This is a genomic window from Actinomadura sp. 3N407 (assembly GCF_052245875.1).
GTDB lineage: Bacteria > Actinomycetota > Actinomycetes > Streptosporangiales > Streptosporangiaceae > Spirillospora.
Genome location: NZ_JBQQBP010000006.1, coordinates 89,607 through 114,022 on the forward strand (window position 1 = coordinate 89,607; position 24,416 = coordinate 114,022).

Below are 24,416 nucleotides of genomic sequence, written 5' to 3' on the forward strand. Positions count from 1 at the left end.
GCGAATCGCTCCGAACAAGGACGCATCCGCGTGGACCCGGGAAGGGGCCGATCACCATGGCGAACATCGACCAGGAGGCGGAGACCGCCGCCGTCCGGCGGCTCGTCGCCGATGTCCAGGAGCATCAGAACGACCTCGACCGCTTCGTCTCCCTCCACACGGCCGACACCAGCATCGTCAACTTCGTGGGACGCCGCGTCCGCGGCAGGGACGTCCTCCATCGGGTCGCGAAGGCGGCCCTGGAGTCGCCGCTGGCGAAAGTGACCTCAACGGCCGAGATCGAGGACATCCGCTTCGTCCGGCCCGACGTGGCGATCGTGGCCGCCGTCAAGCGCGTGTTCGACGAGCGGGAGGACTCGCTGCGCGACGCCCCCGACACGGCCCTGCCCGCGTCCTCAGGATGGATCACCTACGTCGTGGCGAAGGAACACGGCACCTGGCGCATCGTCTCCGCGCAGACCACCCCGATCGTGGCCTGACCGTCCGGAGCCCGCTACGGCCCGCCCGCCCGCGGCGGCCCGTCGATGACGAGACGGCCCTCGTCGGTGGTCACCCGCGTCCCGAAGGCGGCGCAGGCCCTGGTGAAACGCTCGGCGATCCACAGGTGGTCGGCGTCACCGGCGAGGCTGGTGTGGCTGAAGCCGAGCCGCAGCGGCACGGCCTCGATGCGGGACGGGCCCGCGCGGTCGAGCGTGACCAGGAACAGCAACCCGAGGTCGTTGCGGAGCATCTCGCTGACGACGTAATCGTCGATGAAGTCGCCCATGTCGAAGATGACGGGCCAGGCCACTCCGTGGAAGACGTGCGCCGAACTGCCGGCGATGAGCGTCGCGCCGGCGTCCACCAGCGCCCTGGCCGCCCGCCGGACGTAGGGCAGCGGCTCCTGCGTCATGTTCGGGCCCCAGTGCGGCAGGACGAGCACCGCGTCGCTGCTCGCCCGGAGGCGGCGGATCTGCTCCAGGAGATGCTCCGGGACGCCTTTCTCCAGCTCGGCATGGGCGACGCCCGGCCGGCCGGGCCCAACGGCGAAGTCGGCGGGATGGTCGGTGATCCCCACGACCGCGACCCGGACGCCACCGGCTTCCAGGACGACGCTCTCCCGCGCCTCCTCGGGGCTCGCACCCGCGCCGACGACCCGGATGCCCGCCCTCTCCAGGTGTTCGAGCGTGTCCTCCAGCGCGTCCGGGCCGTAGTCGAGCGCGTGGTTGTTGGCGAGCGTCACGCAGTCCACGCCGAGATCGGTGAGAGCCCCGACCGCATCCGGGGGCGCCCGGAAGTGGAAGGGCTTGCCCGGCGCGTCCCACCGCCTGCCGCGGGCGGACACGCAGCACTCCAGGTTCAGCAGGGCGAGGTCGGCTTCCGCGAAGACTTCGCGCACACCTGCGGAGAACAGGCCATGCGGGCCGGAAGCGGCGATCTCGTCCGCCACGCCGCGGCCCAGCATGGTGTCACCGGCGAGCGCCACTGTGACGGCCATCGGCTCCCCCAATCGAGGCGGCTTCTACTGCCCTACCCGCCGGGGCGGGGCCGGTCACGGCGGAGCCGCCGGACTCCGTGCGCGGCAGATCGCCTCGCCGCGCGTCACGGGGTGCGGGTGAACCAGGTGACCTGCGCGCCGTTGCTGAAGGACCGCCGCTCGGTGGGAGTGAACAGCGTGGGACGGAATCCGCCGGAGAACGCGGAGACCCCCGCGCCCGCCACGACCGGGTAGTTCTTGACGATCAGTTCGTCGATCTCGGGCAGGAGGGCGGCGGCGAGCCTGCCGCCTCCGCAGAGCCAGACGTCCTTGTCACCTTCCTCGGCCTTGAGCTTGCGGGCGATGCCGAGCGGTTCCCTGACCAGCTCCACGCCCGGATCGGCGACGTCGTCCAGCGTGGTGGACACGACGTACTGCCGCATGTGCGCGAACGGGCTGGCCACATCGATGTCGAGCGCGGGCTGATACGTACCGAGCCCCATCATCAGCGTGTCGAACCGCTTGTTCGGCGCGTCCTCCAGGCCGGCATGCGGACGGATGTGCGTGGGGACGGTCTCCGGATACCGCTCATTGATCCACGCCGCCATGTCGTCGGCGAGCGGATAGAAGTCGAACTCGCCGCCGGGCCCGGCGATGTACCCGTCGATGCTGACGCCGACGTAGTAGACGAGCTTTCGCATACCGAGAACTCCGTTCGTAGTACTCTAGCTGAAGTGGTTTGAACGTAGTACTACAAATGGAGTGGTGTCAACATGCGGCGGAACATCGAGCGGAGAGCGGCGCTGGTCGACGCCGCGATCGAGGTACTGGCCAGGGAAGGGGCGCGCGGCCTGACGTTCCGGGCGGTGGACGCCGAGGCGGGCGTGCCGGCCGGCACCGCGTCCAACTACTTCGCCAATCGGGACGACCTGCTCACACAGGCGGGCGGGCGGATCTACGAACGCCTCCAGCCGGACGCGGCCACCCTGGCCCGGACGTTCGAGGGCCCGCGCGACCTGGCCAAGGTCACCGAGCTGCTGCGCGGCACCGTCGGCCGGATCGCCGACTTCCGCACCGGCTACCTGGCGCTCCTGGAACTACGCCTGGAGGCGACGAGGCGGCCCGAACTGCGCGCCGTCCTGACCGAGCGGGTGCGCGCGGACGTGGAGGCCAACATCGCCCACCACCTGGACACCGGGCTCCCGGGCGACGCCACCTCCGTCCGCCTCCTCTACCTGGCGCTCAACTGGCTGATCGTGGAGCACCTCACCCTGCCGGGCGTGTTCTCCGACGACGAGGTCCAGGAACTCGTGGCGATCGCGGTCGAACGCGCCGTCCCGCGCTAGGAGAGCGGCCGTCCCGGGCCTTTCTTGATCTGTTCGATGAACAGGCCCGCGAGCGCGTGGTGCCCGTTGGCGGTCGGGTGGTAGCTGCGCGGCTCGGCTTCGAGCGCCGACAGGTTCAGCACCAGGCCGTTCATGTACGGGTCCTTGCTGCCCACCTCGTGACCGGCGAACGCGCTGTAGGCGTCGACGAACTCGACGCTGCCCCGGCCGTTCCGGGCGGCGATCTCCGCGTCCGCCTCCACGGCGGACTGGCGGATCAGCCGGCCCAGGTCGTAGGCCCGCGCGTTCAGCCAGCGCTGGTCGGACACGGTGATGTTGTCCCCGTCCACGCCGCTGACCTCGGAGAACGCCTTCGGGTACCCCATCACGATCACCCGTGCGCGCGGTGCCTTCGCCGTGATCTTGTCGAGCAGGGCGGGGAGGCTCGTGCGCAGCTCCGCCATCCGCCCGGCGATGTCGTCGCCCTGCCGGGTGCAGTCCTTGCTCCACGGCAGCTTGACGACGCATCCGGCGAGCACGCGGGAGAACCCGACGTCGTTGCCGCCGATGCTCAGCGTGATCAGGCTCGTGCCGGGACCGATTCGGTCGATCTGCGGCGGTTCCCCGCCCTTTCCGTCCAGCACATCGGCCGTCGTCGCGCCGGAGCAGGCCCAGAACGCGCTGCCCTTCGCGAACCGGAAGGCCTTCGAGACCTCGTGGTAGTACGCCTTGGACGTCCGATGGCACCGATCGAGAGGGTTGTGGTCGGCGACGGTCGCCTCCGCGCCGACGCCCGACGAGTACGAGTCGCCCAGCGCCACGTACGAACCCCAGGTGGCCGCTTCGAGCGGTGTGGGCGCCTTCTCGGCGGCCACCGGATCGGCGCGCACGTCGGGCCCGTGCTCGCGGCACCCGCTGTCGAAGACCTTGCACCGCGCCGCCGGCAGCGCCACCAGCGGGACGACGGCCAGTGCCAGCAGCGCCACCAGGACGGCGACGGCGAGGCCGCGTTCGCCGAAACGGTTCCGGACCCAGGCCACCGGGCTGATCATCGTCCTCCTTCACGTCCATGGGGCAGACGTCCACGGGGCGTCGCGGGTTCCCGCCTTTACGTTGTAGATTCACAACTGGGCTTCGGCCCGCCGGCCGGCGCCCACATGACCAGCCGCGGCCCCAACCTGTGCAGCCCCGCCGCGATCTCGGCATTCCAGTACGACCTGATCCCGGGCCCCCACCGGTCCTCGGGCAGCTCCGCGAAGCCGTGCCTGGCGTACCAGGGCCCGTTCCACGGGACGTCCCGGAACGTCAGCAGGCTGACCCCGGGCGACCCCGCCACGGCGGCCCGCGCCATCACCGCGTCCAGCAGCCGGGCACCGATCCCCCGGCCCGTCAGGTCGCCGCGCACCGAAATCTGCTCCAGGTGCGCCGCGCCGTCGACGTCCTCGACCGCCGCGAAGCCCACCGGCGGATCACCGGCCACGACGATCTCCGCGTCCTTGCCCATCATCTGCTCGACCACGGTCGGACCGGGAGGGAACACGATCCCGATCTCCGCGAACATCGCGTCGCCCGAGTTCTCGATCGCGGCCAGCCCTGCCAGGTCCTCCGGCCGCGCGAGGCGAACTTCCGTACTCACCCGATACTCCGTCCCGCGGTCTCGAATCGCTCTCCGGCCCGGCGCCGGTCTGCCCGACGCGGCGGGCGCGCCCGGCGACCGCCCACCCGGCAGCCGATTTTACGGGCCGCGTCCGACGGCGGTGCCGGGCGGCGGCGCGACCCCTCTGCCGCATCCACTGGATTGGCCCCTTCCCACCCCGAACCGATAATGGAAATTTCTATGCCAGCATACTGGCGCGCAGTAGAAGTCTGATGTACGGGACAGCCAGAGAAGAATGGCCTCACAGGTAGCCGCTACACCTTATTGGACGCCCCCATAGCGATCAAAACAACCTACCTTATCCGGATTCCTTCCGGTTTGTCGTCCGCACGGGCCCGGAGGACGTTTGCCAAGGTCACAGGCTTGCACGGATGGTGTTCACCCACTCCGCGTGGCATGCTTCGCTCGTTCGCCAATGGTGCGGCGAATATGGGAGCTCCCCGGAAAAGTCACGGCAAGACAAGGAGAGAAGATGAAGAAGTACGAAACGCCCGTCCTCGTGGCGGCCGGCTCCTTCCGCGAGGTGACCGGCCTGCTCATGAAGCACGGCAACGACCGCCTGATCTTCAGCAAGAACTGACGGCGCTCACCGCACATGCCCATGCCTGAGCACAGTGGCATGCCGGGTCACGGCGAGGCGTACTTCGTGGTCCTGCCGGACCACGAGGCCGCCCTCGCCGTGGCCTCGGGCCTCCCCCACACCCGCACGCTCCGGTACGCCTCCGGCCGGCCGTGGCTGATCGGGAACTGGGCGGACACCGAGATCGCCGTGGCCGAGGCGGGCGCCACCCGGCTGGCCGTCATCGGCACCCGCCCCGCCGACCCCGCCCGGCTGGACCGGGAGGCGGGGCGCCTGACCGGCCTCGCCTCGCTCGACCGGACGGCCCGCGAGCTGCCCGGAAGCTTCCACCTGGTGGCGTCGCTGGACGGCCGGTCGCGCGTCCAGGGCGACGCGGCCGGGCTGCGGCTGGTGTTCCACGCCCGCGTCGGCGGGGTCACCGTGGCGGCCGACCGCGCCGACGTGCTCGCCGCCCTGACCGGCACCGAGCTGGACGAGCGGCAACTCGCGGCGCGGCTGCTGTGGCCCGTCCCGCACCCGCTGCCGCACTCGCCCCTGTGGCGGGGGCTGGACGCGCTGGAACCCGGCGCCCAGCTCACCGTGGAACCGGACGGCCGTACCCGGGTGCGCCGCTGGTGGACGCCGCCGGAGACGGAACGGTCGCTGGCCTCGGGCGCGGCCGCGCTCCGGACCGTGCTCGCCGAGGCCGTCGAGGCGCGCACCGCGGGCGGCGGCGTCGTGAGCTGCGACCTGTCCGGCGGCCTGGACTCGACCTCGGTGTGCTTCCTCGCCGCCGGAGGCGAGGCCGGGGTCATCGCGAGCACCTGGCCGGGCCGCGACCCCCTCGACGAGGATCTGGCCTGGGCGCGTCAGGCGGCCGGCCATCTGCCCGGGGTCGAGCACGTGGTGTGGCAGGCCGACAAGTCCCCGCTCGTCTACGACGGGCTCCTCGACATCGACGACCCCCTGGACGAGCCCAGCATCGGCATGATGGACCGCGCGCGGGCCCTCGCCCACGTCCCGGGGCTGCTCGCGAAGGGGAGCCGCCTGCACATGACCGGCATCGGCGGCGACCACGTCGCCTGGTGCTCGGAGGCCCACTACCACGGGTTGCTGCGGCGGCGGCCCCTGCTGGCGCTGCAGCGGCTGCGCGGCTTCCGGGCGCTGTTCCAGTGGCCGCTCGGCCCGATGGCGCAGGCCCTGGCGGACGGGCGCCCGTACCGCAGGTGGCTGGCGGACACGGCCGCCGACCTCCGCCGACCTCCGCAGCCGCCCGTCGCCGGCGCGCTCGGCTGGGACGGGGCCCCTCGGCTGTTCGGCTGGGTGACGCCGGACGCGGAGCACGCGGCGGCGGAGGTGCTGCGGGAGGCCGCCCGCACGGCCGAGCCGCTGTCGCCCGACCGGGGACGGCACGCGGACCTGCACGCCATCCGGGTGTGCGCCCGCATCATCCGCCAATGGGAGCAGATGAGCGCCCACGCCGGGCTGCCGATGGCCTCCCCCTTCCTCGACGACCGGGTGATCGAGACGTGCCTCGCCGTGCGGCCGGAGGAGCGGGTCACCCCCTGGCGGTACAAGCCGCTGCTGGTCGCGGCCATGCGCGGCATCGTCCCGGACGTGTGCCTGGCGCGGTCGAACAAGGCGGAGGCGTCGATGGACGCGGCCGATGGCCTGCGCGCGAACAGCGCCGACCTGATGACGCTGTGGGACGACTCCCGGCTGGCCCGGCTCGGGCTGGTCGACGCGGCGCGGCTCCGGTCGCTCGCCGCCCGCCCCGCCACTCCCGCGCTGCGCGAGGCGATCCTGTACTCGACCATCGCCTGCGAGGTCTGGCTGCGCACCCTGGACGGCCCGCGGACGGCGGCGGCCGGCGCGCGGGTCCCGGGGTCGAGCCCGTGCACGGAAGAGGAGACCGGATGAATCTGCGACTGCGTCCCGGCGTGTCCACCGCGGACACCGCGTACGGGACGGTGCTGCTCGACGAGCGCACCGGAGACTACTGGCAGCTCAACCCGACCGCGGCCCGGGTGGTCGCCCTGCTGGGGGACGGCGCCGGCGCGGCACGGGCGGCCGCGGCCCTCGCCGAGGAGTTCGACGTCGACCCGGCGCAGGCCATGCTGGACGTGACCGCCCTGGTGGACCAGCTCCGCGCCGCCCGGCTGGTGACGCCGTGACGGTCCCGAGCGCGCTGCACCGCCCGTCCGGGGTGCCGCCGGCGCGGCGGGCGGCGGCCCGGCTCGCCGTGTCGCTGGCCAGGCTCCTCACCTTCCTGCCGCCCGCGAGGCTCCGGCCGGTCCTCGGGGTGCTCAGCAGGGGCGCCCGGCCGGCCACCTACGACCGTGCGCGGGCGGCGCGCGAGGCGGTGCTCGCCGTCAGCCTCACCTGCCTCGGGCCGCGCGGCTGCCTGCCCCGGTCGCTGGCGACCGTCCTGCTGTGCCGGATGCGGGGTGAATGGCCGACCTGGTGCGCCGGCGCCCGGGTGATGCCGCCGTTCGGCGCGCACGCGTGGGTGGAGGCGGAGGGCCGCCCCGTCGAGGAGGACGTGCCGGACGGCTACCTCACCCCCCTGATCACGGTCCCGCCGCGCGGTGAGGCGGACCGTGGGCGCTGATAAGGACCCACCCGGCGGCCCGGCGGTCCGGGACGCGCCACACGTCCCGGACGACCCGGCCCGGACGCCCGAGGGAAGGGCGACGGGGCTGCGCGGCCTGCTGCGGCTGGCCGCCGGGCACCGCGGGCCGGTCACCGGAGCGGTGGCGCTGACCCTCGCGGCGACGGCGCTGGGGCTCGCTCAGCCGCTCGTCGCCCGGGACGTGATCGAGACCGCGGGATCGGGCCGGACGCCGTGGCGCGGCGCGGCGGCGCTGGCCGCGCTGTTCGCCGTCCACGCGGCGGCACAGGCGCTGGTCCGCTTCCAGCTCGCGCGCGCCGGCGAGGGCATCGTGCTCGGCGTCCGGCTGAACATGATCGACCATCTGCTGCGGCTGCGCATGCCCGCCTACGACCGGCACCGGGTCGGCGACCTGATCTCCCGGACCGACGCGGACACCTTCGCGCTGCGGCAGGTCATCGCCGGCGGCCTCACCGACGCGGTGACCGGGACCGTCGGCCTGGCCGCCGCGGTCGTGCTGATGCTGTGGCTGGACTGGGTGCTGTTCGCGTGCGTCGCGGGCGTCGTCGCGGCGGCCGCCGCCGTCCTCGGGCCGGCGCTGCGCGGCATGCGGGCCGCGTCGCTGCGCGGGCGGCGGGCGACCGGCGAGATGGCCGCCGACCTGGAGCGGGCGCTCAGCGCGATCCGGACCGTGAAGGCCGCACGGGCCGAGGCGCGGGAGAGCGCACGCATCGGCGGCCGGGCCGCGGCGGCACGGGCCGCCAACGTGCGGATGGCCGGGTTCGACGCGCTCGTCGCGCCCGCCACGGAGCTGGCGGTGACGGGCACGTTCCTCCTGGTGCTGCTGGTCGGCGGGGCACGCGTCGCCGGCGGGACGGGCTCCGTCGCCGATCTCGTCGCCTTCCTGCTCTACATGCTGTACCTGACGGGGCCGCTGGGCTCGCTGTTCGAATCGCTCAGCGTCGTCCAGCAGGGCGGCGGCGCCGTGCACCGGATCGCGGAGACCCTCGCCCTGCCGCGGGAGAGCGACGTTCCCGCCGCCGCGAACGCGGCGCCACCGCGCGACCGCCGTCCCCCCGCCCTGGAGTTCCGCGACGTGTGGTTCGGCTACCGGCCGTCGCGGCCGGTGCTGCGGGGAGTCTCGTTCGAGGTTCCGCGGCGCGGCCAGGTGGCCCTCATCGGCCGCTCCGGCGCCGGCAAGTCGACGATCTTCGCGCTGGCCGAGCGGTTCTACGATCCCGACCGCGGGGAGGTGCTGGTCGGCGGCGTCCCCGCAGGGGCGCTGAGCCGGTCCGGCCACCGCGCGAGGATCGGCCTGGTCGAGCAGGACTGCCCGGTCCTGGACGGGACCCTCCGCGACAACCTCGTCTACGCGGCCCCGCACGCCGCCGACGACGAGATCCGCGCGGTGGTCGCCGCGACGAACCTGGCCGGGCTGGTCTCGCGGCTCCCGTGCGGCCTGGACGCCCGCGTGGGCGAGCACGGCCGGGAACTGTCGGGCGGTGAGCGCCAGCGCCTGGCGGTCGCCCGCGCCCTCGTCGCCCGGCCGGATCTGCTGCTGCTGGACGAGCCCACCTCGCACCTGGACCTGGAGAGCGAACTCGCGCTGCGCCGCACCCTCGACGAGGCCGCCGGCCGGTGCGCGCTCCTGGTGATCGCGCACCGGTTCAGCACCGTCCGCGCCGCCGCACACGTCGTCGTCCTGGACGAGGGCAGGATCGTCGCCCGCGGCACCCACGAGGACCTCATGGAAACCAGCGAGTACTACCGCTTCCTCGCCACATCCCTCGCCCTCGGCGGCGAGCCCGGCGATGAGCCCGCCGCGCGGCGCTGACGAGCGCGCCCCGCCAAAAGGAGATGCGGGCGGGGATCGGGCCGTGGTCAGGTTCTGGTATGGGATGGACGCTGACTGACGATCTTGAAGAGTTCCTCGCGCGGGCGGGCGGGTTTCTGCGGGACGATCCCGTCCCGAACACCGTGGCGCTCACCGTGACCGAGGACATGCGGGTGCAGGGGCCCGGCCTCTACACGGACGCGCTGTTCGGCTGGTGGGCGGCGGGCGGGGCCGTCGAGGGGACGTTCGTGTGGACCGGTTCGTATCCGCCGCTGCTCAGCGCCATGCCGGAGCCGGCGGCGGCGGGGCTCGCGGACGTCCTGGCCGGCCAGGGAGCGGCGGTGCCGGGGGTCAACGGTTCGCGGGCCGCCGCGGAGGGTTTCGCGGCGGCGTGGCGGCGCCGGGCGAGGACGTCGAGCCGGGTGGCGATGAGGCAGCGGCTCTACCGGCTGGACGAGCTGGACGCCCCCGATCCTCCGCCGGAGGGCTCGGGGCGCGTCGCGGGCGGCGGCGACCGCGGGCTGATGCTGGAGTGGTCCGCGGCGTTCTCCCGGGACGTCGGCGAGCACGGTGCGGTGAACACGGCGATGGTCGACGCCAGGATCCGGCAGGGCGCCATCGCGCTGTGGGAGGCCGGCGGGCGGCCGGTGGCGATGGCCTGGAGATCTCCCGTCGTCGCCGGGATGTCGCGGGTCTCGGCCGTGTACACCCCGGCCGGGCACCGCCGCCGCGGGTACGGGGCGGCGGTCACCGCGGACGCCACCCGTGCGGCACTGGACGCGGGCGCCGCCGACGTCGTGCTGTTCACCGATCTCGCCAACCCGACGAGCAACGGCGTGTACCGGCGGCTCGGCTACCGGCCGGTGGAGGACCGGGTCATGCTCGCCTTCACCTGACCCCCGCCTCCTTCATGTCGCGGAGTTCGCGCTTGAGCTCCTTGATCTCGTCGCGGAGGCGGGCGGCGAGTTCGAACTGGAGGTCGGCGGCGGCCTGGTGCATCTGCGCCGTCATCTGCTCGATGAGGGCCTCCATCTCCTCGCGGGGGCGCTCGCCGACGAGGTCGGCGGCGTGCCGCCCCACCTCCCTGGTGCGGGACGCGAGACCGGGGACGGGGGCCTTGCCGCGGCTCTGCTGGCGGCCGGCGCCGCCGATGAGGGTCTCGGTGTCGGCGTCCTCGCGGACGAGGGAGTCGAGGATGTCGGCGATGCGCTTGCGGAGGGCCTGCGGCTCGATGCCGTGCTCGTCGTTGTAGGCCTGCTGCTTGGCGCGGCGGCGGTTGGTCTCCTCGATCGCGCGTTCCATCGACGGGGTCACGGTGTCGGCGTACATGTGGACCTGGCCGGAGACGTTGCGGGCCGCGCGGCCGATCGTCTGGATGAGGGACGTCTCGGAGCGCAGGAAGCCCTCCTTGTCGGCGTCCAGGATCGCGACGAGGGAGACCTCGGGCAGGTCGAGGCCCTCGCGGAGCAGGTTGATGCCGACCAGGACGTCGAACTCGCCGGCGCGCAGCTCGCGGAGCAGCTCGATGCGGCGCAGGGTGTCGACCTCGCTGTGCAGGTAGCGGACCTGGATGCCGAGTTCGAGGAGGTAGTCGGTGAGGTCCTCGGACATCTTCTTGGTGAGGGTGGTGACGAGGACGCGTTCGTCGCGCTCGGTGCGCTCGCGGATCTCGTGGATGAGGTCGTCGATCTGCCCCTTGGTCGGCTTCACGACGATCTCGGGGTCGATGAGGCCCGTCGGGCGGATCACCTGCTCGACGACGTCGCCCTTGACACGGTTCATCTCGTAGGCGCCGGGCGTGGCGGACAGGTAGACGGTCTGGCCGATGCGGTCGAGGAACTCCTCCCACTTGAGGGGCCGGTTGTCCATGGCGGACGGCAGCCGGAAGCCGTGCTCGACCAGCATCCGCTTGCGGGACGCGTCGCCCTCGTACATCGCGCCGATCTGCGGGACGGTCTGGTGGGACTCGTCGATGACGAGGAGGAAGTCCTCCGGGAAGTAGTCGAGGAGGGTGTTGGGGGCGGTGCCGGGGCCGCGGCCGTCGATGTGGCGGGAGTAGTTCTCGATGCCGGAGCAGGTGCCGACCTGCCGCATCATCTCGATGTCGTAGGCGGTGCGCATGCGCAGGCGCTGCGCCTCCAGCATCTTGCCCTGCCGTTCCATGACGGCGAGGGCCTCCTCCAGTTCGGCCTCGATGTCGCGGATGGCGCGCTCCATCCGCTCGGGGCCGGCGACGTAGTGGGAGGCGGGGAAGACGTACAGCTCGTCGTCCTCGGTGATCAGCTCGCCGGTGAGGGGGTGCAGGGTGGCGAGCTTCTCGATCTCGTCGCCGAACATCTCGATGCGGACGGCGAGTTCCTCGTACTGCGGGATGATCTCGATGGTGTCGCCGCGGACCCGGAACGTGCCGCGGGTGAACGCGAGGTCGTTGCGGCTGTACTGCATGCCGACGAGCTGCCGGAGCAGGTCGTCGCGGTCGATCTCCTGTCCGACGTTGAGGCGGACCATGCGGTCGACGTACTCCTGCGGGGTGCCGAGGCCGTAGATGCAGGAGACGGACGCGACGACGACGGTGTCGCGGCGGGTGAGCAGCGAGTTGGTCGCCGAGTGCCGCAGCCGGTCGACCTCGTCGTTGATCGAGGAGTCCTTCTCGATGTAGGTGTCGGTCTGCGGGATGTACGCCTCGGGCTGGTAGTAGTCGTAGTAGGAGACGAAGTACTCGACGGCGTTGTGCGGCATCATCTCGCGCAGCTCGTTGGCGAACTGGGCGGCGAGGGTCTTGTTCGGCTGCATGACCAGGAGGGGCCGCTGCACCTTCTCCACCAGCCACGCGATCGTGGCGGTCTTGCCGGTGCCGGTGGCGCCGAGCAGCACCGAGTCCTTGTCGCCGCCCTCGATGCGGGCGGCGAGGTCGGCGATCGCCGTGGGCTGGTCGCCCGACGGCGTCATCTCCGTGACGACCTCGAACGGCGCCACGCGGCGCCGCAGATCGGTGATCGGCCGCATCGTCGCCTCTTCCCGTTGGTCCGGATCCGGTCCGGCGCTCTCCCCTGCCCCACCACTGTATTCAGCGGGTGGGACAATCGGTATCCCGCCAGGTCAGGGCGCCGGCAGGGGGATCTTGGCGCGGACGGCGTAGCCGCCGTGGCGGGGGCCGGCCTCGAAGGTGCCGCCGAGGGCGGTGACGCGCTCGCGGAGTCCGACCAGGCCGTTCCCGCCGCTCGGCAGCCGGTGGTCGGGGCGTGCCGTGGGCGGGTCGTTGGCGATCTCCACCTCGACGGCGCCGGGCATGAGGCCGAGTTCGACGCGGGTGTCGGCGGCGCCCGCGTGCTTGTGGACGTTGGTCAGCGCCTCCTGGACGAGGCGGTAGACCGTCCGTCCGACGGCGGCGGGCATGGGGTGCTCGTCGCCGCGTATCGACAGGTCGACGCGGAGGCCGGCGGCGCCGGACTGCCCGACGAGTTCGCGCACGTGGGCGAGCGTCACGGCCTCGCGGGGCAGGGTCTCCTCTCCCTGCCTGAGGACGCCGATGACGTGGCGGAGCTCCTCCAGGGCCTGGCGCCCCATGTCCCCGATGACGGTGGCGGTCTCGGCGGCCCGCACGGGGTCGCGGACGGCGGTCGCCTTGAGCGCCCCCGCGTGCACGACCATGACGCTGATCCTGTTGGCGACCACGTCGTGCATTTCCCGGGCGATGCGGGTCCGTTCCTCTCCCCGCGCGCGCTCTGCGAGGAGGTGCTGTTCTCGTTCGAGGCGTGCGGCGCGTTCTTGGAGCGATACAAGGAGTTGCTTGCGCGCACCCATGTACAGGCCGAGCAGGACGGGGACGGCGATGAACGCGACACCGAAGATGGCCTGCGCGATGAACGCCTCGTTGCTCGCCGTCGGGGAGGGGAGGGCGAGCGAGAAGACGTAGCCGAACACGGCGATGCTCAGCACCGTCCGCCGGGACGCGGTGTAGGCCGCGAGCGAGTACAGGATCACGAGCGCGGAGAACACGCCCGCGCCGGTGATTCCGCCGAAGACGACCGCGAACAGCCCCAGGCCGACGGGGTGGATCCGCCGCACGACCGTCGCCAGGCCGAGGATGACGCTGCAGACCGACACGACCGGCGGCGGCAGCCAGAACTCCTGCTCGGCGAACCACAGGAACACGCCGTCGCCGGCGGCCAGCGCCACGGCGAGGGACACGTCGAGCGCGCGTGACCTCCGAGTCGGCCACGCCGCCGACCACCAGCCCCGCGCGCGCATGCGACGAGCCTATAGCGAGCCACGGGCAGCGAAGGTCGTCCAGGTGGGGAAGGTGAGGGCGGCCATCCCCCGGAGGAACGCGAATCGCCCTTCCCACGGGCCTTTCCCGCCCTCCGGGTGCTGTGGTTACGATGACGGCGCCGACCGTGCTGCCCGAGGGGGACGGCCCTCCGCGCCCCCGCAGCGCCTTCGGCGCCGACCTAGGACGGGGTAACCGCAGAACATGACCCGCTTCGCCAACTGGCTCGGGAAGAACGCCGACGCCGTGATCGCGCTCGTGCTCGCGGTCACCGTCGCGGTGATCGGCGTCGGGGTGAAGCTGCCGAACGAGGCGGAGATCACCAACAGCGCGATCCTGGCGGTCATCGGCCTGCTGGCCACGTCGGTGCTGCGGGACCGCAGCCGCCGCATCCCGGTCGAGGCGGAGGTCCGGGACACGCTGCGCGCGTCCTCGACCACCCTGGACGACCTGAGCGGCAGGCTGTCCCACATCGAGGGGTTCGAGAACGTCCTGTCCGACACCAAACGCGCCCTGGACGAGACCACGGTCGTCCGCGTCATCAGCGGCACGCAGGTGGCGCAGGTCCTCGAAGAGGCGCGCCGCGACACGGACCGGTGGTTCTTCAAAGGCGGGACGGGCACCTACATCCGCGCGCGGACGCTGCCCGAGTGCGTGGCGGCGGCCCGCAGGGAGCGCCGGACCCTGCTGTTCCGCCTGGAGATCCTCGACCCCACCGACGTGGAGGTCTGCGAGGCGTACGCGCGTCACCGCCGTTCGGTGTCGGACGGCCCGGACGCGACGGGCGAGCCGTGGACGCTGGACCGCACCCGCAAGGAGGCCTACGCCACGATCCTCGCGGCGTGCTGGCACAAGCAGCGGTTCGCGATGCTCGACATCGACATCGGCCTGGCGCGGACGATGACGACGCTGCGCTACGACCTGGCGGCGTCGCGGGTGGTCGTGACCCGCGACGACCCGCGCGGCGAGGCGCTGGTCGTGGACAGCAACAAGTTCTACTACAGCTGGGTGAGCGCGGAGCTGCAGACCAGCCTCGACCAGGCGCGCCGCGTGCCCGTCGAGCAGGCGCGGCTGGCGCCGCTGGACGACGAGCCGACCGTCGAGGAGGCCCGCAAGCTCTTCGAGGTGATCGGGATCGATCTTCCGCAGGGCTGCACCGACCGTGACGTCATCGAGATCATCCGTAAGGCGCTGCGGGCCAAGGATCCCTACGAATGACGCGAGTGATGGGGCCGCCGGAGTGAGGTACGAGGAGATCCGCGAGGAGATCCGGGCCGGTACGGCGGCGCGGACGTTGCCGGCGTGGGCCGGCCGCGTCCTGGACGACGTCGCGGCGGGCCGTTCGCCCGTCCCGGCCGTGCGCCATCCGCTGGGCTTCGTGTGCCTCCCCGTGGAGCGCAGCGGCGACTTCGGCGTGTGCCTGCACATCTGGACGCCGGAGGTGCGCCCGGCCCCGTCCACCACGTCCCCGGTGCACTGCCACAGCTGGGATCTGCTGAGCTTCGTCCTGTACGGGACGGTGCGGAACGTGCGCATGGAGATAGACGACGCGCCGGGCGAGACGTCCGGCCGGGAGCCCGCGGAGGAGACGCGGCAGGTTTTCGAGGTCGTCAGCGCGGACGGCGTGGACGAGCTGAGGGCGACCGGGCGCACCGTCCGCTGCTCTCCCGGCCGTTCCAGCGCGCACCGGACCGGCGAGTCCTACACGCTGCCGGCGGGCGTGTTCCACACCACGCTCATCGAGGACGGCAGGGACGCGGCGACGGTCGCGCTGGGGCGCCGGACACCCGGTGGCGGCGACCTGTCGCTCGGTCCTCTGGACATCCCCACTCACCTGGTGCACCGTTCACGCTCCGGCCATGCCGACGCCGTTCGCGCCCTGCGGCGTTCGGCCCGCAGGATCGCGGCCGCGCATCGGTCCCCCGCTCCGGCCGCCTCCCCTCCCGGTGAGCGCCCTTCCCCCGATCCGCACGCGCGGCACCGCCGCTCGGCGCGCCGTTAGCCCGGCGCCGGACCCGACTGGAGAGGCCCCGATGAGATCCACGACCCCGTCACCGGCCCTTCCGGTCGATCTCTCCGAGGCCCGCCGCGTGGCGGTGGACGCGGCCGTGGCGGCGGGGGCGCTGCTGTCGGCCGGGGTGGGCGGGCCCCTGGACGTCCGGCCGAAGGGTTCGGGCGGGGACGTGGTGACCGAGCTGGACACGGCCGCCGAGGAACTGATCGTCGGTCGGCTCCGGGCCGCGTATCCGGGGCATCGCATCATCGCCGAGGAGTCGGGGGTCCTCGAAGGCGCGCCCGGTGAGCAGATGCTCTGGCTCGTCGATCCCCTGGACGGCACCAACAACGTGGCGATCGGCATGCCGGTCTACGCGGTGGGCCTGGCATTGTGCGCGGGGGCGGAGCCCGTTCTGGGCGTCGTCCACGACCCGGTGGCGGGACGGACGTGGTCGGCGGTGCGCGGGAGGGGCGCCCTGGGGCCGGACGGCGAGCCGGTGACGCTGGCCGATCGCCCGCGGCCGGGACGGGAGAAGAACCCGGTCTTGGCGTGGACGCAGGGCCACCGGGTCACGTCGGACGATCCCGTGGCGTTCGGGCTGCGTTCGGCCCTGGAGGGGCGGTGCGCGCGGATGCTGCAGCTCTGGGCGCCGCTGGTGGCGTGGGCGATGCTGGCGCGCGGCGACATCGACGGAATCGTGGGCTACCTGCCCGAGATCGTGGATCTGCCCGCCGGGGCGCTGCTGGCCGCGGAGGCGGGAGCGGAGCTGCGCCGCCTCGACGGGCGGCCGTACTCGCTGGGCATCGACCGTCCGGCGTCAGAGCTCGGTTTCGTGGCGGCGCGGCCGGAACTGCTCGACCGCCTCCTGGAGACCACGGCGAGGATCACCAACCGGGACGGCCGCGTCCGTCTCACGCGGTGAGCTTCAGCCGGTCAGCAGCAGCGCCGGGATGGTGGCCGCACAGCCCGCCACGGCCAGTACGGTCCCCGTCAGGACGAACTTGCGCATGGGCACCCGGACGTCCCACCGGCGGCACCACTCGAACCACAGGAGCGTGGCGAGCGACCCCCACGGCGTGATGACCGGCCCCACGTTCGTCCCGATGAGCAGTGACAGAAGCTGGTCCCTGTTCGACGCGGGCACGGCCGACTCCCCCGCCACGTACGCGGGGAGGTTGTTGAGGAGGTTCGACAGCCCCGCACCGGCGAACGCGGCCCGGAACGCACCCGCGACGCCGTCGTCCCCGCCGATCACGGCGCGCATCGCATCGTCCAGCCCGAAACGCTCCAGCGCGGGCACGACCAGGAACAGGCCGGTGACGAACACCATGAGCTGCCACGGGATGAGCGTGGGACGCAGCGCCGACCTGTCGCGGACGGCGAACGCGGCCACGGCCACGGCGGCGGCGGCGGTCGCGGCGATGCCGAGCTGGATCCCGGTGTGCACGCCGGCGAGGATCGCGCCGATGAACATCAGGCAGGCGAGCCCGGTCGCGGAGAACAGCACCCGGTCCCGGACCGGTGCGGGGGTGGGCGGGTCGTAGGCGTCGGCGCCGCGCATCCGCCGCCGCCAGTAGAACACCCACAGCAGCGCCATCGTGACCGCGAGTGCCGCGAGCTGCGGCGCCCACATGCGGGCGGCGAACGCGCGGGTCCCCAGCGCGACGCGGTCGGCGGCGAGCAGGTTCGTCAGGTTCGACACCGGCAGCAGAAGGCTGGCGGTGTTGGCCAGCCACACCGTCGTCATGGCCAGCGGGAGGGTCGCGATCCGCGCGCGCGCCGCCAGCGCCAGCATGACGGGAGTCAGCAGCACCGCGGTCGTGTCGAGGTTGAGGAAGATGGTGGTGACCGAGGCGAACGCCACGCACAGCAGGAACAGCGCGACGTAGTTCCCGCGTCCCGCCCGCGCCATCCGCTGCGCGATCGCGTCGAAGACCCCGGCCTCCTTGGTGAGCTCCGCCAGGATGATCACGCTGAACAGGAAGAGCAGCAGGGGCGCGATCCGCTCGACGCTGGAGCGCGCCGTGCCGGCGGGCAGCACACCGGTCGCGACGAACACGAGGCCGAGGACGAGCACCCCGATACGGACCCAGTCCAGAACGCCCAGCCGGCCGGCCGCGCGGCGCAGGATCTCGGTCCGGGGTGACACGCGCGACATGATCCCATAGGTGGCGCGGGGCGCTGTTTTCGTCGCCCCGCCGCGCGATACTGGCGGCATGACCACCCCCGGCGAGCCCCCCAGGCAGGAGCGTCCGACCGACTTCTTCATCAGCTACTCCCCCGCGGACGAGCGGTGGGCGTCCTGGATCGCCTGGCAGCTGGAGGCCTCGGGGCACCGGACGATGATGCAGGCGTGGGACTTCGTGCCCGGCACCAACTTCATCGACTTCATGGACCGCGGCCTGTCGGAGGCCAGGGCCGTCGTCGCGGTGCTGTCGCGCAACTACCTGCGTTCCCGGTACGGGCGGATGGAGTGGATGGCGGCGCTGCGGGCCGACCCGGACGACCCGGCCCGCAAGCTGGTCACGGTCCGCATCGAGGACTGCCCGATCGACGGGCTGCTGTCCACGATCACCTATGTGGACCTGGTGGGGGTCGACGACCCGGACGAGGCGCGCGGGCTGCTCATGAGGCGCATCGGCGAGGCCCTCGCCGGCCACGCGCGCCCCCAGGACGGCCCCGGTTTCCCCGGAACGGGCCGGGGCGTCCCCGGCGGCCCCGGTGACCGGCCGCCCCTCCCCGGCCGTCTGGAGGACGCTGACGGCGAGCGGCCGGATCCGGCCGGGGAGCGGCCCGCGCGGCGCGCGCCCGTGGCGGCGCCGGCGTTCCCCGCCGGTGGCGGCGGCGACGGGCCGCGCGAGCGGCTGAGCGTCCTGCACGTCGCCGGCCCCCGGTTCGGCCGGACGCTCGCCGACCCCGGCGAGCCCACCACCGCCACCGAGCTGCAGGACCGCATCTGGAGCGACGTGACGCGGCTGGCCGACTCCGGTGTGCCGCGCCCCGACCTGCTGGTCGTCACCGGCAACATCACCCACTCGGGCAGCCGCAAGGAGTTCGCCGAGGCGCTGTCGTTCCTGACGAGCCTGCGGGCCCTGCTCGGCCTGGAGGCGCAGCGCGTCGTGGTCGTCCCCGGCAGCCACGACGTCACCCGCGCGGCCTGCCAGGCGTACTTCTCCAGCTGCGAGGCCGACGACATCGAGCCGCAGCCGCCGTACTGGCCGAAATGGCGGCACTACGCGGGGCTGTTCAAGGAGTTCTACCAGGGCATCGACGCGCTCATCTTCGACAGCGCCCAGCCGTGGACGCTGTTCCCCGTCCCCGACCTGCGGGTCGCGGTCGCCGGCCTCAACTCGACGCTGCCGCAGACCCACCGCGAAGAGGACCGGTACGGGCGGGTCGGCCGGGCACAGGCCGCGTGGTTCAACGAGCGGCTGCGGCACTTCGAGGACGACGGCTGGCTCCGCCTGGCCGCGGTCGAGCACACGCCGATCACCGGGGAGCCCGGCGCGCTGCGCGACCCCGAGACCGTCGAGATGCTCCTCGGCGGCCACGTCAACCTGTTCTTCCAGGGGGCGGAGTCGGAGTACGGCGCGATTCCCCTGCTGGGCGGCGGCGTCCCGTCCGTCCCGGCGCTCGGGCCCGGCCGCCACCAGATCGTGGTCGTGGAACGGGACGGCCTGGAGCGGTGGATCCCCGAGGACGCCGAACGGCGCGGCCCGGAACGTCTCGAACGGTCCTGGACGGACGTCACCGGAACGTTCCCTCCGCCGCGCGCCGAGACGCCGCCTGCCCCGCCCGTCCCCGAACTCGGGCCGGGCGCGGCCGGTGCCGCCGACCCGGTCCCCGACCCCGCGGCGCGGCTGCTCGACCGGCTGACGGAGGCGTGCGAGACGCGGTTCGAACGCGCGACGATCCGGCGCATCGTCCCGCCGCCGCGTGAGGACGGCCGGTCGGATCCGCCGCACCTGCTCCTCACCCACCTGGAGGACGGGTTCGTCCGGCAGTACCGCATCGGCGCGCACGTCGGCCAGGTGACCGAGGCGGACGTGGACGCGTTCGTCCGGCATGTGCACGCCGACGGCACCGACCACGGGTCCGAGCTGGTGTACATGGGGCCCGCGCCGGCCCGGTCCCTGCGCGACGACGCGCTGCGGCGCGGGATCCGCGTCCGGAGCCTCACCGAGTTCCAGGGGCTCGTCGACCTCTCCGAATACGTGACGGCGCAGACGGGACGGCTCTCCGCCGGCGGCCTGTACCCGCCGTCCCTGTACGTCCCGCAGCGCTACCGCGAACTCGACCGTTTCAGCACCGGCGCGCCGCCGGGATCGCAGAACGGTGAAGGGGGCCGCCCCGCCACCGACGTCCACGACGACGTGGTCGGCGAGATGCTGCGGCTGCTGGCGGCCGACCACGGCCGGTTCCTGCTGCTGCTCGGCGACTTCGGCCGCGGCAAGACGTTCGCGCTGCGCGAGCTGGCCCGCCGCATCCCCGAGGAGCTGCCGCACGTCATCCCGATCCTCATCGAGCTGCGGGCCCTCGACAAGGCGCACTCGGTGGACGGCCTGGTCGCCGCGCACCTGGCCAACCACGGCGAGGAGCTGATCGACCTCAAGGCGTTCCACTACATGCTCCGCCAGGGACGCATCGTCCTGCTCTTCGACGGGTTCGACGAGCTGGTGACGCGGATGACCTACGACCAGGCCGCCGACCACCTCGACACGCTGCTCCAGGCCGCCCAGGACAAGGCCAAGATCGTGGTGGCGAGCCGCACGCAGCACTTCAAGTCGCAGGCGCAGGTGCTGACCGCCCTCGGCGAGAAGGTCGGCGTGCTGCCGCACCGGCGCGTCCTCGGGCTGGAGGACTTCACGGCCCCGCAGGTCCGCTCGTACCTCGTCAACCGGTACGGCGACGAGGGCGCCGCGGAGGCGCGGCTCAGCCTGCTGGCGGGCATCGAGGAGCTGCTGGCGCTGACGTCCAACCCGCGGATGCTGTCGTTCATCGCCGACCTGCCCGAGGAGCGGCTCCGCGCCGTCGCGCAGGCCCGCCGGGCCGTCAGCCCCGCCGACCTGTACCACGAGATCCTGTCGTCGTGGCTGGCGTACGAGGCCGACCGGGTCGGCGGGTCGGGCGGGCCGTCCGGGCTGAAGGCCGACGACATGTGGCGGGCCGTCGGCACGCTCGCCCTGCGGCTGTGGGAGGGCAACGAGCAGTTCCTCCGCCTCGCCGAGCTCGCCGACGTCGCCGACACCCTCACCGGCCTCGCGGGCGGCCGCATGTCGCCGCACCAGGTGACGCACGCCGTGGGCGCCGGGAGCCTCCTCGTCCGCACCCCGGAGGGCCTGTTCGGGTTCATCCACACATCCGTGATGGAGTGGCTCGTCGCACGGCACATCGCGGACGAGTTCGCCAGCGGGGCGGCACCGGCCGCGCTGGGCGCACGCGCGCTGACCCAGCTCATCGTCGACTTCCTCTGCGACCTCGCCGACACCCGCGCCTGCCAGGAGTGGGCGGCCGGGGTGCTCGCCGACCCCGCCGCCGACGACATCGCCCGCGCCAACGCGATCCGCATCACGACGCGGCTGCGCACCCCGGCGCGCACCGACCTGCGCGGCGCACGCCTCCAGGGCGAGGACCTGTCCTACCGCGACCTGCAGGAGGTCGACCTGACCGGCGCCGACCTCACCGACGCGCAGCTCGTCGGCGCCAACCTGTCCCGCGCCGTCCTGCGCGACGCGTCACTGGCCGGGGCCCGGCTCGACGAGGCCAGGCTGACCGGGGCCGACCTGCGCGGCGCCGACCTGTCACGCGCCCGCCTGGCCCGCGCCGACCTGCGCGACGTCGCCGTCGAAGGCGGACGCTGGACCCGCGCAGCCCTCGTCGACGCCACGCTCCCCGACCGCGTCGCGAACGCACCGGAACTGCGGGAGGCGGCCATCGTGCCCGGCCGCCCCATCGACATCCAGGTCGCCCCGGCCGGCGTCGGCGTCCCGTACGGCTTCCACTTCCAGACCAGCCGCCTCCCTCAGCCGCTCGCCTACAGCCCGGGCGGCTCCGTCCTGGCCGTGGGCGGCGAGGACGGCGGCGTCCTCGTCTGCGACGCCGTCACCGGAACCCTCCTGCGCACCCTCCAGGGCCACACCGACCGCGCCTACGCGGTGACGTTCGACTCCGGCGGGAACCTGCTGGCCAGCGGGTCCGCGGACGGCACCGTCCGGCTGTGGGACCTCGCCACCGGGCACAGCGCCCACACCTTCACCGTCCACCCGGAGGGCGTGTGGCCGGTCGTCGTCGGCGGCCGCTCCCCATCGCGGACCGACCTCGTCGCGGCGGGCGCCGCCGACGGGACCATCCGCGTCTGGGACGCCGCGACCGGCGCCCTGCTGCGCGAACTGCACGGGCACACCGCGCCCGTCTACACGGCCGTGTTCGACCCGGTGGGCTCGCTCATGGTCACCGGCGACGCCGGCGGCACCCTGCGCGTCTGGGACCTCGCCGACGGTGCTCTGCTGCGGGAGCTGACCGGCCATCGCGGCGCCGTGTTCCGGTCCGTGTTCCACCCGGACGGCTCCATCCTGGCGGCCGGGGACGAGGCGGGCGTCGTCCGGCTCTGGGACATCCGCACCGGCGAGATCCGGCAGGAACTCCTGGGCCACACCGGCCGCGTCTACGCCATCGCGTTCCACCCGGACGGGAACCTCCTCGTCACCGGCGACACCGACGCGTCCGTCCGGCTTTGGGAGGACGGCCGCCACCGCGCCACCCTGTCCGGCCACGAGGGCGGCATCTACCAGGCGGCGTTCAGCCCCGACGGCGGCCGCCTCGCCACCGCCGACAGCGCCGGGTCCGTCCGCCTGTGGGACCCGAGGACGGGCCGGCAGCGCCTCGAACTGGCCGGGCACCGCGGCGCCGTGTGGCCGTTCGCGTTCCGCCCCGACGGCGCCCAGCTCGCCACCAGCAGCAACGACGGGACGGCCCGGCTGTGGGACGCCGAGACCGGGCAGTGCCGCGTCGTGCTGCGCGGCCACGGCCGCCGCGTCACCGGCGTCACCTTCAGCCCGGACGGCGGCGTGCTCGCCGGCAGCGGCAACGACGGCCTCGTCCGGCTCTGGGACCCCCGCACCGGCCGGATGATCCGCGAACTGCGCGGCGTCGCCGACAACCTCACCTCCGCCGCGTTCAACACCCGCGACTCGCAGCTCGCCACCGCCACCAACGACGGCGGCGTCCACCTGTGGCAGGCCGGGACCGGCACCTTCGAACGCGAGCTGAACGTGGAGACCGACCACGTCTGGGCGCACGCGTTCGCGCCCGCCGGCGACGTCCTGGCCACCGCCAACGACGACGACACGGTCCGCCTCTGGTACTGGACGACCGGCCGCGAGATCGTCAACCTCGCCGACCACCGGGGCCGCGTCCGCTCCATCGACTTCCAGCCCGCCTCCGCCGGCGGCGGCGCCCTGGTCGCCACCGGCTGCGACGACGGTCGCGTCCGCCTGTGGCGCCCCCGCACCGGTGAGCTCACCGCCACGCTGGACGGCCACACCGACCGCGTCTACCGGGTGACGTTCTCACCGTCCGGGGAGACCCTCGCCAGCGCGAGCAACGACGGCACCGTCCGCCTCTGGGACCCGTCCACCGGCGAAGCACTGCACACTCTGACCGGTCACACCGGCCGCCTGTGGACGGCCGCGTTCCACCCGTCGGGCACGCTTCTCGCCAGCGCAGGCGACGACATGGTCGTCCACCTCTGGGACCCCTCCACGGGACGGCTCCGGCACACCCTCACCGGCCACACCCGCCGCGTCTGGTCGGCCGCGTTCAGCCCGGACGGCTCCCTGCTCGCCACCGCGGGCGACGACGGCGCCATCATGCTCTGGGACGTCACGGGCGACGCCGCCCCCACGCACCGCGCGACCCTTCTCGGCCTCTCCGAAGGCTGGGCCGCGCTGGCCCCCGACGGCCGCTACAAGTGGGAGGGCGACGCCACCGCCGAGTTCTGGTACGCCGTCGGCATGTGCCGCTTCGAGCCCGGCGAACTGGACGCCTACCTTCCCGGCGTCCACCGCCTCCCCCTCGACGCCCCGTTCTGACTCCGTTCAGAAGTCCAGGACGTGGCCGTGCGCGATGCGGGCGCAGCCGTCGTTGGTGATGGTCTCGGAGTACGGCCTGATCGGCATGCCGCGCCAGTAGCCGGTCGCGGTCGCGTCGACGGGGTCCCAGACCTGGAGGCAGGCCCAGCCCTGCCGCCACGGAACCCGCGAGACGTCCCCGTTCGCCTTGGCGAGTTCGGCACACGCGATCTCCGGGGTGGGATGGGTGCCGCCGGCCGGCTCGCAGGTGAGCGTGGAGTAATCGACCTCAATTACATCATCAATTCCGAGGTCCTCCACGTCCGAAACCGGCCACCCCGATAGGAAGCTCGGCGGTGGCGGACGACAACGGCCGAGCCTCATACGGTAGCACGTTTGTCCTGTTCAGAGCCTTGAAGGACTCTCGCCCACATGGACGCGTCCAACGTCACAACGGCAGGGGAGTTCAGCGGAGAGGGAGACGGATAGTTCATACAGAACTGTCGCGGAGAAGTTCCGTATTTCACTTACCAGCTTCTCCGCACTAACAGATGCGCGCCATATTGGGCAACAGCCTTTCCATTCTTTCACTGGGAGCCGATCGGTCACCGGCCGGGCGGCCGGCGGCCACCTCCAGAC

Annotated in this window: 20 protein-coding genes; 12 read left to right on the plus strand and 8 right to left on the minus strand. The window is 73.0% G+C overall.

The window, feature by feature from the left end:
• The first annotated feature begins 56 nt into the window (after nucleotides 1-56).
• Nucleotides 57-479 (plus strand): SgcJ/EcaC family oxidoreductase, encoded by a 423-nt coding sequence (locus ACTWPP_RS16880; protein WP_443105209.1) that lies wholly within the window; start codon nucleotides 57-59, stop codon nucleotides 477-479.
• Nucleotides 480-493: 14 nt separating this feature from the next.
• On the opposite strand, the gene ACTWPP_RS16885 is transcribed toward ACTWPP_RS16880, so the two are convergent.
• Nucleotides 494-1,477: a CapA family protein gene (locus tag ACTWPP_RS16885; protein WP_443105210.1), complete on the minus strand. Its 984-nt coding sequence runs from the start codon at nucleotides 1,475-1,477 to the stop codon at nucleotides 494-496.
• A 104-nt stretch (nucleotides 1,478-1,581) separates the two neighbouring features.
• The gene (locus ACTWPP_RS16890; RefSeq protein ID WP_443105211.1) at nucleotides 1,582-2,157 is read right to left on the minus strand and encodes a dihydrofolate reductase family protein; all 576 of its coding nucleotides are present in this window, start codon (nucleotides 2,155-2,157) and stop codon (nucleotides 1,582-1,584) included.
• A gap of 72 nt (nucleotides 2,158-2,229) precedes the next feature.
• On the opposite strand from ACTWPP_RS16890, the gene ACTWPP_RS16895 reads away from it, so the two are divergent.
• Nucleotides 2,230-2,802: a TetR/AcrR family transcriptional regulator gene (locus ACTWPP_RS16895; protein ID WP_443105212.1), complete on the plus strand. Its 573-nt coding sequence runs from the start codon at nucleotides 2,230-2,232 to the stop codon at nucleotides 2,800-2,802.
• On the opposite strand, the gene ACTWPP_RS16900 is transcribed toward ACTWPP_RS16895, so the two are convergent.
• Both ACTWPP_RS16900 and ACTWPP_RS16905 read right to left on the minus strand, forming a co-directional pair.
• Nucleotides 2,799-3,833, minus strand: coding sequence for an SGNH/GDSL hydrolase family protein (locus ACTWPP_RS16900; protein ID WP_443105213.1), 1,035 nt, complete (start codon nucleotides 3,831-3,833; stop codon nucleotides 2,799-2,801). The genes ACTWPP_RS16895 and ACTWPP_RS16900 overlap by 4 nt on opposite strands.
• 56 nt (nucleotides 3,834-3,889) lie before the next feature.
• Nucleotides 3,890-4,417: a GNAT family N-acetyltransferase gene (locus ACTWPP_RS16905; RefSeq protein WP_443105214.1), complete on the minus strand. Its 528-nt coding sequence runs from the start codon at nucleotides 4,415-4,417 to the stop codon at nucleotides 3,890-3,892.
• 493 nt (nucleotides 4,418-4,910) lie between these two features.
• Here ACTWPP_RS16905 and ACTWPP_RS16910 point away from each other — a divergent pair, with 493 nt between their 5' ends.
• Genes ACTWPP_RS16910 through ACTWPP_RS16935 form a run of 6 tightly spaced genes read left to right on the plus strand, consistent with a single transcriptional unit; the run spans nucleotide 4,911 to nucleotide 10,338 of the window.
• A complete protein-coding gene (locus ACTWPP_RS16910) occupies nucleotides 4,911-5,018 on the plus strand; it encodes a keywimysin-related RiPP (RefSeq protein ID WP_443105215.1) in 108 nt (35 codons plus the stop codon).
• A gap of 21 nt (nucleotides 5,019-5,039) precedes the next feature.
• Nucleotides 5,040-6,917, plus strand: coding sequence for a lasso peptide isopeptide bond-forming cyclase (locus ACTWPP_RS16915; protein ID WP_443105216.1), 1,878 nt, complete (start codon nucleotides 5,040-5,042; stop codon nucleotides 6,915-6,917).
• Nucleotides 6,914-7,171: a lasso peptide biosynthesis PqqD family chaperone gene (locus ACTWPP_RS16920; RefSeq protein ID WP_443105217.1), complete on the plus strand. Its 258-nt coding sequence runs from the start codon at nucleotides 6,914-6,916 to the stop codon at nucleotides 7,169-7,171. Before ACTWPP_RS16915 ends, ACTWPP_RS16920 begins: the two co-directional genes overlap by 4 nt.
• A complete protein-coding gene (locus ACTWPP_RS16925; RefSeq protein WP_443105218.1) occupies nucleotides 7,168-7,608 on the plus strand; it encodes a lasso peptide biosynthesis B2 protein in 441 nt (146 codons plus the stop codon). Before ACTWPP_RS16920 ends, ACTWPP_RS16925 begins: the two co-directional genes overlap by 4 nt.
• Nucleotides 7,598-9,442, plus strand: coding sequence for an ABC transporter ATP-binding protein (locus tag ACTWPP_RS16930; RefSeq protein WP_443105219.1), 1,845 nt, complete (start codon nucleotides 7,598-7,600; stop codon nucleotides 9,440-9,442). The genes ACTWPP_RS16925 and ACTWPP_RS16930 overlap by 11 nt, the downstream gene beginning before the upstream one ends.
• A 59-nt stretch (nucleotides 9,443-9,501) precedes the next feature.
• A complete protein-coding gene (locus ACTWPP_RS16935; RefSeq protein WP_443105220.1) occupies nucleotides 9,502-10,338 on the plus strand; it encodes a GNAT family N-acetyltransferase in 837 nt (278 codons plus the stop codon).
• Here ACTWPP_RS16935 and uvrB read toward each other — a convergent pair.
• Complete coding sequence (gene uvrB, locus ACTWPP_RS16940; protein WP_443105221.1) at nucleotides 10,331-12,448, minus strand: excinuclease ABC subunit UvrB; 2,118 nt, start codon at nucleotides 12,446-12,448, stop codon at nucleotides 10,331-10,333. The genes ACTWPP_RS16935 and uvrB overlap by 8 nt on opposite strands.
• A 93-nt stretch (nucleotides 12,449-12,541) precedes the next feature.
• Complete coding sequence (locus tag ACTWPP_RS16945; RefSeq protein WP_443105222.1) at nucleotides 12,542-13,693, minus strand: sensor histidine kinase; 1,152 nt, start codon at nucleotides 13,691-13,693, stop codon at nucleotides 12,542-12,544.
• A gap of 223 nt (nucleotides 13,694-13,916) precedes the next feature.
• On the opposite strand from ACTWPP_RS16945, the gene ACTWPP_RS16950 reads away from it, so the two are divergent.
• Genes ACTWPP_RS16950 through ACTWPP_RS16960 form a run of 3 tightly spaced genes read left to right on the plus strand, consistent with a single transcriptional unit; the run spans nucleotide 13,917 to nucleotide 16,630 of the window.
• Nucleotides 13,917-14,930 (plus strand): hypothetical protein, encoded by a 1,014-nt coding sequence (locus ACTWPP_RS16950; protein ID WP_443105223.1) that lies wholly within the window; start codon nucleotides 13,917-13,919, stop codon nucleotides 14,928-14,930.
• A 22-nt stretch (nucleotides 14,931-14,952) separates the two neighbouring features.
• Entirely contained in the window at nucleotides 14,953-15,714 is a 762-nt protein-coding gene (locus ACTWPP_RS16955; protein ID WP_443105224.1) for a hypothetical protein, read from the plus strand.
• Nucleotides 15,715-15,745: 31 nt separating this feature from the next.
• Nucleotides 15,746-16,630 (plus strand): inositol monophosphatase family protein, encoded by an 885-nt coding sequence (locus tag ACTWPP_RS16960; RefSeq protein ID WP_443105225.1) that lies wholly within the window; start codon nucleotides 15,746-15,748, stop codon nucleotides 16,628-16,630.
• Between the two features lie 3 nt (nucleotides 16,631-16,633).
• Here the strand turns inward: ACTWPP_RS16960 and ACTWPP_RS16965 are convergent, their stop codons facing one another.
• Nucleotides 16,634-17,866, minus strand: a complete 1,233-nt coding sequence (locus ACTWPP_RS16965; protein WP_443105226.1) for an SLC13 family permease — start codon at nucleotides 17,864-17,866, stop codon at nucleotides 16,634-16,636.
• A 58-nt stretch (nucleotides 17,867-17,924) separates the two neighbouring features.
• Between ACTWPP_RS16965 and ACTWPP_RS16970 the strand changes: the two genes are divergently transcribed.
• A complete protein-coding gene (locus ACTWPP_RS16970) occupies nucleotides 17,925-23,798 on the plus strand; it encodes a TIR domain-containing protein (RefSeq protein WP_443105227.1) in 5,874 nt (1,957 codons plus the stop codon).
• A gap of 6 nt (nucleotides 23,799-23,804) precedes the next feature.
• Here the strand turns inward: ACTWPP_RS16970 and ACTWPP_RS16975 are convergent, their stop codons facing one another.
• Nucleotides 23,805-24,098, minus strand: a complete 294-nt coding sequence (locus ACTWPP_RS16975) for an SSI family serine proteinase inhibitor (RefSeq protein ID WP_443105228.1) — start codon at nucleotides 24,096-24,098, stop codon at nucleotides 23,805-23,807.
• Nucleotides 24,099-24,416 lie beyond the last annotated feature (318 nt).